The organism is Candidatus Pantoea bituminis (assembly GCF_018842675.1).
In the GTDB taxonomy this organism is placed as follows: Bacteria; Pseudomonadota; Gammaproteobacteria; order Enterobacterales; family Enterobacteriaceae; genus Pantoea; species Pantoea phytostimulans.
Genome location: NZ_JAGTWO010000001.1, coordinates 1 through 13,429 on the forward strand (window position 1 = coordinate 1; position 13,429 = coordinate 13,429).

The window sequence follows — 13,429 nt, forward strand, 5'->3', positions numbered from 1 at the left end:
CCCTGCAACTTTTCAAAAACCTGTCTGACGAAACCCGGCTCAGCCTTGTGCTGTTACTTCGCGAAAAAGGTGAGCTCTGCGTCTGCGAGCTTTCGTCCACGCTAAAGGAATCACAACCCAAAATTTCCCGACACCTGGCTTTACTGAGAGAAAGCGGCCTGCTTATCGACAGGCGAGACGGCAAGTGGATCCATTACCGTTTGTCTCCGCACATGCCAGCCTGGGCATCAGCAGTAATTGAACAGGCTTACCTGTGCCAGCGAGATGACATCCTTAAGCTCAGCCAGCAGGCTGAACGCGATAACGCAACCACCAACGGCAAGCCTGTCTGCATTTAAAAAATTTCACCATCATATATGCGATTTTTTGAATGTGTTTTGTGCGGGATAATTATCAACCCGGATTAACGGGCAACTTTATTTAAAAAGGAGAAAGTATGTTTCTGGCGGGTGCGATTTTCGTCCTGACGCTGATACTGGTTATCTGGCAGCCGAAGGGCTTCAGTATTGGCTGGAGTGCAGTCATCGGTGCGGCTCTGGCGCTCCTGACCGGCGTAGTACAGATTGGGGATATTCCGGTGGTCTGGCAGATTGTCTGGAACGCTACGGCTACCTTTATTGCCGTCATCATCATCAGCCTGCTGCTCGACGAATCCGGCTTTTTTGAGTGGGCGGCGCTGCACGTTTCCCGCTGGGGAGGCGGAAAAGGCCGGCTGCTGTTCACCTATATCGTTCTGCTGGGTGCGGCGGTAGCCGCCCTGTTCGCTAATGACGGGGCGGCGCTTATTCTGACGCCGATCGTCATCGCCATGCTGCTGGCGCTGGGCTTCAGCCCCGGCGCCACGCTGGCGTTTGTGATGGCAGCAGGTTTCATCGCCGACACCTCCAGCCTGCCGCTCATCGTGTCGAACCTGGTGAACATTGTCACGGCGGACTTCTTTAAGCTGGGTTTCAGCGAGTATGCCTCGGTGATGGTGCCGGTAAATATCGCCTCCGTGGCCGCCACGCTGGTGATGCTGCACCTGTTTTTCCGCAGGGACATCCCGGCCACCTACGACCTGACGAAACTGAAGGCGCCGCGTGAGGCCATTCGCGATGCGCGCACTTTTAGAACCGGCTGGATTGTTCTCATCCTGCTACTGGTCGGCTTCTTTGCTCTCGAACCACTCGGCGTGCCGGTAAGCCTGGTGGCAGCGGTGGCGGCGTGTATTCTCTGGCTGGTTGCCCGCAAAGGACACGTGATTGATACCGGCAAGGTGCTGAAAGGCGCGCCTTGGCAGATTGTTATCTTCTCGCTGGGCATGTATCTGGTGGTGTACGGTCTTCGTAACGCCGGCCTGACTGATTACCTTTCTGCCGCCCTGAACCGGTTTGCAGAGCACGGCGTCTGGGGCGCAACGCTCGGCACCGGTTTCCTGACGGCGGCGCTCTCTTCTGTCATGAACAACATGCCTACCGTGCTCGTTGGTGCGCTTTCGATTGACGGCAGCACCGCACAGGGCGTGGTGAAGGAAGCGATGATTTACGCCAACATCATCGGCTGCGACCTCGGCCCGAAAATCACCCCCATCGGCAGCCTCGCTACCCTGCTGTGGCTGCACGTACTGGCGCAAAAAACATTACTGTCAGCTGGAGCTACTACTTCCGCGTGGGCATCGTGATGACCCTGCCGGTACTTTTTGTGACGCTGGCCGCGCTGGCCCTGCGCCTGTCTGTTTAACCTTAACCCCGGTGTTGCGACTGTGCAGCGCCTTTACGGAGTACCGCTTATGACTGACATCACCATTTATCACAACCCGGCGTGCGGGACGTCCCGCAACACCCTGGCGCTTATCCGCAACAGCGGCACCGAACCCAAGGTTATTCTGTATCTGGAAACACCGCCGTCACGCGACGAGCTGAAGAAGCTGATTGCGGACATGGGCATCAGCGTACGCGCTCTGCTGCGCAAGAATACCGAACCGTACGAGCAGCTCGGCCTGGCAGAAGACCGCTTCAGCGATAACGAACTGCTCGATGCCATGCTGGCTCATCCGATCCTTATTAATCGCCCGGTGGTGGTGACGCCGCTCGGCACGGAGCTCTGCCGTCCGTCCGAAGCAGTTCTCGACATTCTGCCAGATCCGCAGCAGGGAGCGTTCACCAAAGAGGATGGCGAAGTGGTCATTGATGAGCACGGTCACCGCGTCAGCCACTGATTTTTCACCAGGCTGCAGACATAACGAGTGTGAAAAAAGCCGGCATCTGCCGGCTTTTTTATATGCTGCGCTGATTGACCCGCTCTGAGAGCTGAGCGGCACTCTCTTTTCTTTCACTGTAGCGGTCGGTCAGGTAGTTGCTTCGCCCGCGCGTCAGCAGGGTGAACTTCATCAGTTCCTCCATGACGTCCACGATGCGGTCGTAATACGGTGAAGGTTTCATGCGATCGTCCTCATCAAACTCGGCCCAGGCTTTTGCCACGGATGACTGGTTCGGGATGGTGATCATTCGCATCCAGCGCCCGAGAATGCGCATCTGGTTTACGGCGTTGAACGACTGTGAGCCGCCGCTGACCTGCATGACTGCAAGGGTTTTCCCTGCGATGGCCGGACCGCCCCGGACGTCAGGGGTATCCAGTCAATTTGCGTCTTCATGATGCCGGTCATGGCACCGTGACGCTCAGGAGAGCACCAGACCATCCCTTCTGACCAGAGTACCAGTTCGCGCAGCTCTGCAACCTTCGGGTGCGTTTCAGGTACATCATCCGGCAGAGGCAGGCCGGACGGATTAAATATTTTCACCTCCGCGCCCATAGCCGTCAGCAACCGGGCAGCTTCTTCCGTGGTGAGCCGGCTGTAAGAGCGTTCCCGCAACGAACCGTAGAGCATCAGGATGCGGGGCGGGTGCGGCACTTCTGCGGCCTTCAGCTTCTCTTCCGTAAGGGGCGCATCCAGGAGCGTCGGATCGATATTGTTCAAGGCATCATTCACGTTATTCACAATGGAGTCTCTTTAAGGGGGATCGCGGCAGTCAGGCTGCAGTCGCTGCCGCCGGCGCAGCACTCTTCAGTCAGAAAAGCCATCAGCTGCTCAAGCTGTGAATAACAGGGCCTGCAGAACAGGGTTCGGCTCTGACGTTCCTGACTTATGAGGCCAGCAGACATCAGCGCAGAAAGATGATGGCTGAGCGTGGAGGCAGGAATATCAAGGTGCTTCTGTAGTTCGCCAACCGGCAGGCCGTCATGACCCGCCCTGACAAGCTCCCGGTATATGCTGAGACGGGTCGGGTGGCCCAGCTCCCGAAGTGCGTTTGCTGCTGTATGTAAGTCCATACTACCTCCAATAACTATATTTCCAGAATAATGGAAATTTAGTTAGCGTCAAACATTGATTTAATCAACTTGGCACTCTATTGCTGACTTAAAATGACTGGGTTGTTTCTGAATAGGTAATGCATTAACGTCCGCTTCAGGCACACAGCGTCAGGCGCTACTCTGAGTCTGCTGTGAGCGTAAAGCGGACGTTAACTTCACTCGGATATAATCAGTTTGTCGGAAGCGCTTTAAAGGTGAATGATTCGAATTAAAGGAAGACTTCGATTTCAAGTGCAGCAAGAATTGCAGCTTCCATTTTCTCAAGGTAGAGCAAGTAGCCGGGCTTCCGGGCCGCTTTATTTAATTGATCCCTGATGGCTATAAGGACTTTTCAAAATAGTTCTTGTGCCGTCAGCCGGTAAAGAACGTAACGTGTCAAATTGATGCGTTTTCCCGCAAAAAAGAGGTTAGCCGATGACCATACAGTCCTACAGCCAGTCCGGAAATAATCAGCAGCAGGGCGAGAATCTTCACCGACGAGACATCTTCCCCAAATATCACCATGGATCCCAGAATTCCGAACACCGGTACCAACAGCGACAAGGGCGCCACGGTAGAGATCGGGTATTGCTTAAGCAGGGAATTCCACACCCAGTAGCCAAACAGCGTATTGGGATAGACCTGGAACAGTATTGACAGCACAGAGCGAGCGTCAAGGTGGTTGACTAGCGCAGTGTATCCATTGGCACCATTGACCAGCCAGTCCAGCAAGAAAAGTGGTATCGGAGAAAAGGCGCTCGACCAAACCAAAAAGGCAAATATCTGCTTCGTACCCGAATGTTTAATAATGATATTGGCGATACTCCACGCCATCGCACCTGCCAATACCAGCAGCGTACCGAAGAGAGTAACGGAACCATCAGTAATAAAAACAATACTCAGTAAGCCCGTACAAGCGAGAGTGAAGCCTGCGATTTGATAACGGTTGAGACTTTCTTTAAATACCAAACTTCCCAGTAGGATGGTAAAGAAGGCGCTGAATTGCAGCAGAAGTGATGCAATTCCGGCAGAAAGCCCGGTTTTAATCCCCAGGTTGACCAGCCCCCATAAACCAATGCCAAAAACCAGACCATAGCTGATGATATAGCGCCATTTGACGTCAGGTTTTCTTATGAAAAATAATGCAGGCAAGGCGCATAGCATGAAACGTATACCTGCCAGAATTAAGGGATCCACGGCATTCAGCCCCAGCTTGATAACTGAAAAGTTAACCCCCAGATTGCTGTTATTAGAATCGCAAGCAGCAGATGATGTAATTTCATGATTTAGGTAATCCTGACCATAAGATAAAAGCACAGGCACTCACGAATGCACCCGCGAAGCAGACGGGCTGCCACCCCAGAGCGCATAGAGCTGAGTTGCGACAAGCGCGCCAAAGGCGCTGCCCACGGAATAAAAACACATATAAGCTCCGACGAGGCGGCTTGCCTCTGAGGGCATGGCTGAAATGATGATGCTCTGATTGATCACATGGACCGTCTGTACCGCAAAATCCAGCGCGATGACGCCGATAATCAGCCACAGCAGGGATTTTTCGGCATACGCGATGGGTAGCCATGAGAGTGTCAGCAATGCCAGAGCTGATCCGGTTGCGCGCTGCCCCTTGCCTCTGTCTGCCCATAATCCGGCTTTTGATGCCGCCAGCGCACCCGCTATGCCAGCTAAACCAAACATGCCTATTTGAGTATGCGAAAGCGACATAGCAGTGAGTGGCATGACCATCGTGGTCCATAGCATGCTGAAAGCTGCAAAGATAAGCAGAGCAAGGACTCCGCGCTTCCTCAGTTGAGGTTCAGTGATGTACAGACGAAAAATAGAGAGGAGTAGAAAGGCATAGGTTGGTTTTTCGCCTGCGGCGGGGAGGGCGGCATCACTTTCGCAACGATTAATGTGATCAGCAATATCAGGCAGGCAGCAATCAAATAAACAGCCCGCCAACCGGCAAGATCGGCAATGATTCCTGAGACGAAGCGGGCCAGCAGGATCCCCAAAACAATGCCGCTGGTCACCTTGCCTACAACCTCTCCGCGTCTATGGGGAGCTGCCAGTATCGCTGCCCATGCAACCATGAGCTGAACCACTACCGCCATCAAGCCGATCAACAGCATAGCGCAAAGCAGGATCGCCAGATTTTGTGATAATCCCGCCATTATCAAAGCCAGTACTGAAAGTATCAGTTGAGTAACAATGAGGATTTTTCGGTTCACCCGATCTCCGAGCGGAACCAGAAAGAGCAAGCCGGCTAGATAGCCTGTCTGGGTAAGGGTGACTACGCTGCCAATTATACCAGGTTCAACATCCAGGGTGGCTGCCATAGATTCAAGTAAAGGCTGAGCAGAATAGACATTTGCCACCGCCAGGGCACAAGTCACTGAGAACAAAAAAATTATCCAGGGAGAGAGCACCGGGTCATCTGCTAACGATGTCTGTATCGCGACGTCAGAATTCTTGCCTGCTTTACACTGCATACTTGCCTCATCTGGTTTCTTTTTAAAACTATATTGCGAATAGAATCTACAGTGGTGGTTTTTTTTGCAACCTCTTTTAAGAGGGGGTATGGTTGGATCACTAAAAGCAAACTGAGAGATAAAACGGATGGCAAAACAAGAATCACTCAGGACCAGCGAATGTCCCGTTGCCAGGACATTAGAGTCGATTGGTGAACGTTGGTGTTTGATGATTATCCGTGAGGCATTTGATGATGTACGCAGGTTCAGTGAGTTTCAGAAGAATTTAGGACTAGCCAAAAATATTCTGGCTTCCAGGCTAAAACAACTGGTCGATATCGGTGTGTTTGAGATCTGTCCTGCTTCAGATGGCAGCGCGTACAGGGAATATGTCCTTACCGATAAAGGGCGAACCATTTTCCCCATTGTTGTGGCTATACGTCAGTGGGGAGAGCGCTATATGTTTGAGAAGGACGAAATACATTCAGTCCTTGTGGATAACACGCACGGACAGCCTGTCCAAACATTGGAGGTACGTTCATGTGATGGAAACATACTGCAGCCTACCGACTGTCATCGTCGGCGTGTGATTTCAGGCAAAAAGGAGTGACAGGCCTTTTGTTTTGAGCCGCCGGTTTGTTAACCAAGGTCCAGCGTTGTCTGCGGGGAAATGATCCGTGAAGCCCTTATGCTGGTGGGAGCGGTCCCTGTAATGTTAACCCGCTGCCCGCCGATCAGCAGGTTAATGACATGTGAGCTTTCCGGCCTGAAGCTTTATTTGTGAAGTGTCAGAACGGCACAACGCAGTTTGCCACGGACACTCTGTCCTCTATGAGTGAAAAGCGGACGTTAAGCCTGAATATCTTCCCTGACGGATGCCTGTTTCTGTCTTGTAACCCTGAGTGAATTTCTGGTTGCCCTCGGGTGCCATGATTTATCTCAGCCTTCCCGTTGCTTACCCGTCATCGGAACTTTGCGAGCAGAAACTGCCTATAATTTTTACTACTCAACTGGCAGGGGAAAAACATGTTTAAGGGATTTACGCACACAGTAATCAACGTTTCAGAAGCAGAGCTTAATGTACGTTATGGTGGTAATGGCCCTCCGGTTTTGCTGCTGCACGGTCATCCTCGTACTCATGTAACCTGGTCAAAAGTCGCCCCGGAGCTTGCCAAATCATTTACCGTTGTATGTCCTGATTTACGTGGTTTCGGCCGCTCATCTAAACCTGCCGACCGGCCTGATCATGCGGGTTCTTCCAAAAGAGCTAAGGCAAAAGATTGTATTGAGTTGATGAGTCAACTGGGCTTTGAACAGTTTGCACTTGTTGGACATGACAGGGGCAGCTACACGGCTTACAGGGCTGCCCTTGACTATCCGGAACGAATCACCTGTCTTGCCGTTCTGGATTGTATCCCAATACTTGAAGCTCTCAGCCGGTGTAATGAGAAATTTGCCAGACAGTGGTATCACTGGTTCTTCTTTGCTCAGCCAGAGAAACCAGAGCGGGCCATTCTGGCTGACCCGGACAAATGGTACGGAAGCCAGCCGGAATCAATGGGAGATGAAGAATATGTTGAATTCAGGCGAGCCATACACGATCCGGAAACAGTACACGGAATGATAGAAGACTATCGCGCTGGTTTATATATAGATAAAGAGCATGAGCTTCAGGACCGTCAACTCGGCCGGATAATTGAATGCCCGACTCTATGCTTATGGTCAAAATTTGATGATCTGGAAGACATATACGGTGACGTGTTGGGTATCTGGAGAAGCTGGGCGCCAGATGTCACGGGTAAAGCCATAGGTAGCGGTCATCATATGGCTGAAGAGGCGCCAGAAGAAGTTACAGCCGAACTTAGAGATTTTCTTTTACAACATATTTAGCAGTTCAACTTTTCCTTGTTGATTAACTTACCTACGGGCCAGGCGCATCCGTTTCTGGCATGACGCTTTCCACATGTAAGTAGTCCACGTCAGTTATGAGCGAAAATCGGTCATAAAACATGTGACTACTCGCTATTCCGATGTGTCTGGATTGACCCTGGTGAATATGCACAGCGCCTCCGGGACGATATGGCTGTGGCAGGTCTATTTCATGTCGGGACACTGAATCTGCTCTACAGACTCAGTGTAAACCTGCTGATTACCCATCGAGAGCGCGTCAGCTGCAGCCAGAATCAGGTCATGACTGCTTTCATTACTGAGGAATACTGATCGGATTTTTTCATCGGAAATACTGTTCCCCAACGTGCAGTGTGTGCGCAGGTCAGTGATGATTTTCTGCTCCTTCAGCGCGTACTCCAGATTTTTGTACGGAGCCGCCGCTGCCGGTAGCACTGAAATGAGTAGCATAAAGCCGGTAACCACAGTCACAGTGTTCATATTCAGACTCCCTAAGCCGTAAATTATTTCGAACGTTCGTAAAGCAGCAGACCGATTGCGCTAATCCATATGCTACCAAGGTCCGTAAAATTCAGAAAATAGTCTGGTGTATCAGTTCAGGAACTGCAGGTTAAGGCCGGCAAAAATCTGCCAGCGCGGCTGTCCCGGCCCGTCGTCAGCGACGGATGCCTGCGGCTCAATGAAGAAGTTATAGACCGTTTTGCCCTGCTTGATGACCTGGCCCACGCCCAGCCCCAGCGGCACGCCGTAACTGTCATTCTGGAAGTTGTAATTCCAGATAGGTGCAGCGCGCAGGTAAGTCCCGCCGCCCAGCTGATAAAAAACGAACGGCTGAAAAGCGCCCACGTTTACGTCACTGCGGTCATCTTCACCGGCAAAGCTGTGCTGCCAGGACGCCAGATAGCCGTACTGAATTTTGGGCGTACTGGCGTTGAACAGGACGTTAACCAGCCCGGCGGACCATTTTTCGCTACCGAGAGCATTCTCCGTCGCGGTGGGCGCCGTTATTTGCGGGCCAAAACCAAAACTTACTGCCGGGTTGCCGGTATCGATCAGATAAGCGGTAAAAAGGTTCAGGTCGCCCAGTCCGGTCTGATGCCCCCGGTGGGCGGAGAAGGATAGGTATTAACGGGCAGGGAGGCGCGCAGCAGCCACTTACTTTCGCCCAACGAAAAGGGCTGCGCATAGCGGAACCAGAACTGGTTCGCGTCTTTGTTACTTTCGCTGACGTCGCCGATGTAATAGTTCTGCATGTTAAATGCAGTCATGTTCGCCAGCGGGTTGTTGGCCTGTGCCGCGTCTGCCGGCGGGTCTGCCGCAAAAGCATTACTGGCAAGGGTGGAAAAAATAAGCAGGTAAAGGTTTTCTTTACTCTCTTCATCGGCTGTTCCCCGAAAAACGTGGTCCCGGAAATAACAAAGCCGGTAGCGAAAGGCTACCGGCTGCGGGTTTACGGCGTCACCATGTTGAACCAGAAGTCGAACTTATCCATGTAGCCCAGCAGTTCATTCACCTTACCGGCATCACCGGTAATTTTTACCTCGCCTTTATCCTGCGCCTGCTTCAGCGTTTCCTCTTTCAGAATGACCTTGTTGAGAGTTTCACGTGACAGGGTAAGAGTGGCGTCGGCGTTCTGCGCTTCCGAGTTTGCGGTGTGATTAAGCACGCCATTTTCCAGTTCCAGTTTGTACTTACCACCGTCACCGCCAAAATCAACGTTCAGCACGGCTTTCGCATTCGCGGCCTTCTCGCCGTTAATGTGCAGCGCCAGGTAGTCAAAGAACATTTCCGGCGTCATGGCGCGAACAGTATCTGGACTCGCGGTGTTTGGCGTCGGCAGCTGTTTCACGCCGTTACGCAGCTCCTGCGCACCGGTCAAATAGAAGTTACGCCACGGGCCGGACTCGGCCTGATACCCCATCTGCTCCAGCGCATCCGCCTCCAGACTGCGTGCGGCCTTGTTGTCCGGGTTGGCAAACACAACCTTACTGACAACCTGCGCCACCCATCGGTAATTTCCTTTGTCATAATCGGCTTTCGCCTTCTGCAGGATGCTGTCAGCGCCACCCATGTACTCCACGTATTTCTTCGCGGCATCTTCAGGCGGAAGCTCATCAAGCGTCGCCGGATTGCCGTCAAACCATCCGAGGTACAGCACGTAGGTTGCCTTCACGTCATGACTGACCGAGCCGTAGTAGCCGCGGTTCGCCCACATGGTGGCAAGGGACGGCGGCAGCTTAAACTGTGCGGCAATCTCATCGCGGGTCAGACCTTCGTTTGCCATGCGCAGCGTCTGGTCATTAATGTAGCGGTACAAATCGCGCTGGCTCTTCATCAGTTTGTTAACATTGTCATTTCCCCAGGTCGGCCAGTGATGTTGAGCCATCAGCACCTCAGCCTTGTCACCCCAGAGGTTGATGGCGTCATTGATGTACTTAGACCAGGGGAGCGGTTCGCGAATTTTGGCACCGCGCAAGGAATAGGTGTTATGCAGCGTGTGGGTCACGTCTTCTGCCGTCTGAATGACCTTTTTCTCTTCAATAAACCACAGCATCTCTGCCGGCGCTTCGGAGCCAGGCGCCATCATAAAGTCATAAGTTAAACCGTCTATAACGTGCTTTTCACCCGTTTTCGTCACGTAATCAGTTGGCGCAATCAGCGTGACCGTGCCCGCTGAGGTGGTGGTGCCCAGTCCGGCACCGACCTGGCCTTTCGGGTCTGCCTTGAGCAGATTGCCGTACATATAGCTGGCGCGCCGGCTCATGACGTTACCCGCCATGATGTTTTCTGAAACGGCGGATTCCATAAAGCCCGCTGGCGCATAGATTTTTACCTTGCCGGCTTTGACATCTGCTTCATCCACTACGCCGCGAACACCGCCGTAGTGGTCAACGTGACTGTGGGTATAGATAACCGCCACGACAGGTTTTTTGCCGCGATTTTTAAAATAAAGATCCATGCCAACCTTCGCCGTCTCGGCGGAAACCAGCGGATCGACAACGGTGATGCCTTCCTTGCCCTCAATGATGGTCATGTTGGACAGATCAAGATTGCGGACTTGATAGATACCGTCAGTGACTTCAAACAGGCCGCTGATATTGATCAGCTGTGACTGACGCCACAGGCTGGGGTTAACGGTGTCGGGCGCTTTTTCACCCTCTTTTATAAATGCGTACTGTTTAGGGTCCCAGATAACGTTACCCGATTCCCCTTTGATAACGGTATCGGGTAAAGCCGCAATGAAACCTTTATGAGCATCCTCAAAGTCACTTTTATTGTCGAACGGCAGTTGCTGATAAAGCGCATCGTTGGCCTGTTTGGTTGCAGGCGCTGCGTCTTTCGGCGTTTCATCCGCCAGTACGCTTATCGAAAAGGTAGTAAGCAAGCCGGCCAGGGCAAAACTACGGGCCAGGGGTGTTAGTTTCATGTGAGTCCTCAGGGTTTCAGGCTAATGAAAACGAGCTCTGGTATAGCGAAATTTAATTAAGGTGTTTGCCAGGAAAATTTTGTGTGCATGAAAAGGATGAAAAATTAAGAAGGAGTAAGGTTCGTTAACAATTTGATATAACCATAGCGAAAGTCTTACATTTCACCAGTTTGAGTTAAGTCGCGCTTCGAAATTTATACGGGAATGTTGATAGGAGTCAAAAAATCGACATTTAAGGATATTTGTTGAATGATGTAATCGTTTGATTTTTATTACTTTAATAAATAAAAGTGTTACAGGTCACAATTAAATAAAAATATTACATTAATTATTCATTTTAATAATTAGGAATATCCTCATGCCGGATGGTTCTGCCTTGAATACTCCTGTTTCGATTGCGATGAAGAGGCTTTATTAAGAATGCTTAAGATCATTAGTTTTTGCAGCCGCGCTAACGTTACCTCGGAATGAGATGTTTTTAAAAATTCACCGCTGCAGAACAATGCCCATATTAACCAAGAGGGCTGAAACGTTTTGCAGAGTGTATGTCGGCTTAATATAAGGTTGCCCACGTTTAACTAAAAAAACAGACAACAAAAAGGCCGCATGTTTGGATATTAATATCCGCTTCTGGCACAAAGCAGCCCGATGCGAACGAACTGTCCGCCATGTGCGGTCAGCGGACGTTACATGAAAATTTCAGCTGATTATGTTACACCAGCCGCTTTCCTGAATTCTGACTAACAATCAGTAATGTACCAGTCCGCCATCTACGGCGTACTGGCTACCGGTAACATAGGATGCGTCATCGGAAAGGAGGAAAAGCGCAACTGCAGCGGCCTCTTCTGCTTTTCCTGCACGGCCAAGAGTGACCTGACTTACCACAAAATCTTCAAACTGCTGACGCGACTCTTCCGGCATAAAATGCCTGAAGTTTGTTTCAATCGGACCTGGCACCAAAGTGTTGGCGCGTATACCGCGTTCAGCCAGCTCAGTAGCCCAGCTTTTAACCATAGCGACAACGGCACCTTTCGTTGCTGCATAAAGGCTTGTCATTGCCGCACCTTCGTATACAGAAGAGGATGAGGTTACCAGAACAGATGCCCCTGAATTGAGTGACTTAGAAAGGGCTGCCAGCTGCAGCATCGGACCACGTACATTAGCGTTCATCATGCGATTAAAAGCATCTGCCGTTACCGACTCCAGAGAACCTACCTCTGCAAAGCCAGCATTAAGCCACAATCCATCAAGCGAACCCCAACCGCTTATAGCTGTCCGAAGCTCACTTATGTCTGCTTCGCTTGTAGCATCGCTTTTTAGAATGAGAGAAGTCACAGGCAGTGAGCTGCGGGCGCGATCCAGCCTTTCTTCATTGAGCCCTGTAATGGCAACATAACCACCTTCACTGACAATGCGCTGAGCACCAGCCAGTCCCATGCCGCTGGTACCGCCAGTGATCAGTATGCGTTTCCCTTGGAATCTATTCATGAATACTGCCTTTAAGCTTTAAGATCAGCATTTACCTTACGAAAAATAAACATCAGCCGTCATCTGTATCATCATGCAAATATGTCATTACTGCTTCAATGTCCGCTTTGGCACAAAGCAGACAAACACATGGTCAAGTCCGCTTTGAGCGACAAGCGGACGTTAAACCAGTGACTAATAGCTATTCTGATGTGTCTGGATGGATAGAGCGTGGTGATTCATTTGGATTCCCTAACGCCCTTTACGGCCAGCCGGTTTTTCCAGATATCCGGGTCACGAACTGGATTCAGCATCCAGCCTCATAAGAAGTTCGTCATAAAAAACGCCATCAACGCATAATGCAGCGGTATCGGTTGCCCATTCTCTGAATCCAAAGGATCGATAGAGAATCTGGGCTGCATGATTTGTTGTAATCACTGAAAGTTTTATTGTTTTAGCTCCGCTGGCAGCTTCTATTGCCGCTGCCATAAGCGATTTCGAAAGACCCGTGCCTCTCATCTCAGCGCGCACATACATTCCCCAGATAGTGGCAACATGACAAAGTTTTGGTGCGGTACTGCGACTAACGCCTATCATGCCTTGTAAGGAATTTTGAAGATCGAATCCTCCAAATACATTTTCAACACGCAACCTTTCAGCAAAAAACTCTGCAGATTTCTGTTTCCAGTCTTCATAGGAGGCACCAAAGGCATCTGGATGAAGTCGCAGGGCCTCAAGTCTTATTCTTATGAAATCGTCAAGGTCACTGTCGTTAATGCGGCGCACTGTAAATGCTTTCATCCTGAGCTCCTTGCTGTCGTAAATTTTT

General features: G+C 51.0%; 11 protein-coding genes and 4 pseudogenes. 5 read left to right on the forward strand and 10 right to left on the reverse strand.

All coding sequences use genetic code 11. The features are described from left to right. The first annotated feature begins 2 nt into the window (after positions 1 to 2). The 3 genes and pseudogenes from KQP84_RS00005 (at position 3) to arsC (ending at position 2,197) form a co-directional block, all read left to right on the forward strand. Positions 3 to 338: a metalloregulator ArsR/SmtB family transcription factor gene (locus KQP84_RS00005; protein ID WP_252515060.1), complete on the forward strand. Its 336-nt coding sequence runs from the start codon at positions 3 to 5 to the stop codon at positions 336 to 338. A gap of 98 nt (positions 339 to 436) precedes the next feature. Next, positions 437 to 1,719 (forward strand): annotated as a pseudogene (locus KQP84_RS00010) (arsenic transporter). A gap of 49 nt (positions 1,720 to 1,768) precedes the next feature. Then, a complete protein-coding gene (arsC, locus tag KQP84_RS00015) occupies positions 1,769 to 2,197 on the forward strand; it encodes a glutaredoxin-dependent arsenate reductase (protein ID WP_069730056.1) in 429 nt (142 codons plus the stop codon). Between the two features lie 58 nt (positions 2,198 to 2,255). Here the strand turns inward: arsC and arsH are convergent. From arsH to KQP84_RS00035, 4 genes and pseudogenes are all read right to left on the reverse strand, one after another. Beyond that, positions 2,256 to 2,977: pseudogene (gene arsH / locus KQP84_RS00020) on the reverse strand (arsenical resistance protein ArsH). After that, a complete protein-coding gene (locus KQP84_RS00025) occupies positions 2,974 to 3,309 on the reverse strand; it encodes an ArsR/SmtB family transcription factor (RefSeq protein WP_215844726.1) in 336 nt (111 codons plus the stop codon). Before KQP84_RS00025 ends, arsH begins: the two are co-directional and overlap by 4 nt. Before the next feature lie 417 nt (positions 3,310 to 3,726). Further along, positions 3,727 to 4,613, reverse strand: a pseudogene (locus KQP84_RS00030) (EamA family transporter). Continuing rightward, positions 4,610 to 5,819, reverse strand: a pseudogene (locus KQP84_RS00035) (MFS transporter). The pseudogenes KQP84_RS00030 and KQP84_RS00035 overlap by 4 nt, the downstream one beginning before the upstream one ends. Before the next feature lie 127 nt (positions 5,820 to 5,946). Here KQP84_RS00035 and KQP84_RS00040 point away from each other — a divergent pair. Then, the gene (locus KQP84_RS00040; protein WP_215844727.1) at positions 5,947 to 6,408 is read left to right on the forward strand and encodes a winged helix-turn-helix transcriptional regulator; all 462 of its coding nucleotides are present in this window, start codon (positions 5,947 to 5,949) and stop codon (positions 6,406 to 6,408) included. 416 nt (positions 6,409 to 6,824) lie between these two features. Beyond that, entirely contained in the window at positions 6,825 to 7,688 is an 864-nt protein-coding gene (locus KQP84_RS00045; RefSeq protein WP_215844728.1) for an alpha/beta fold hydrolase, read from the forward strand. A 204-nt stretch (positions 7,689 to 7,892) separates the two neighbouring features. On the opposite strand, the gene KQP84_RS00050 is transcribed toward KQP84_RS00045, so the two are convergent. The 6 genes from KQP84_RS00050 to KQP84_RS00070 form a co-directional block, all read right to left on the reverse strand. Then, on the reverse strand, positions 7,893 to 8,186 hold the full coding sequence (locus tag KQP84_RS00050; RefSeq protein ID WP_215844729.1) for a YicS family protein: 294 nt from the start codon (positions 8,184 to 8,186) through the stop codon (positions 7,893 to 7,895). A gap of 111 nt (positions 8,187 to 8,297) precedes the next feature. Then, a complete protein-coding gene (locus KQP84_RS24760) occupies positions 8,298 to 8,552 on the reverse strand; it encodes a hypothetical protein (RefSeq protein WP_252515061.1) in 255 nt (84 codons plus the stop codon). Between the two features lie 227 nt (positions 8,553 to 8,779). Beyond that, on the reverse strand, positions 8,780 to 8,974 hold the full coding sequence (locus KQP84_RS24765) for a hypothetical protein (protein ID WP_252515062.1): 195 nt from the start codon (positions 8,972 to 8,974) through the stop codon (positions 8,780 to 8,782). A gap of 182 nt (positions 8,975 to 9,156) precedes the next feature. Beyond that, complete coding sequence (locus KQP84_RS00060; RefSeq protein ID WP_215844730.1) at positions 9,157 to 11,133, reverse strand: alkyl/aryl-sulfatase; 1,977 nt, start codon at positions 11,131 to 11,133, stop codon at positions 9,157 to 9,159. A 747-nt stretch (positions 11,134 to 11,880) separates the two neighbouring features. Continuing rightward, on the reverse strand, positions 11,881 to 12,621 hold the full coding sequence (locus KQP84_RS00065; RefSeq protein ID WP_215844731.1) for an SDR family oxidoreductase: 741 nt from the start codon (positions 12,619 to 12,621) through the stop codon (positions 11,881 to 11,883). A gap of 273 nt (positions 12,622 to 12,894) precedes the next feature. Next, positions 12,895 to 13,401: a GNAT family N-acetyltransferase gene (locus KQP84_RS00070; protein ID WP_215844732.1), complete on the reverse strand. Its 507-nt coding sequence runs from the start codon at positions 13,399 to 13,401 to the stop codon at positions 12,895 to 12,897. Between the last annotated feature and the right edge of the window lie 28 nt (positions 13,402 to 13,429).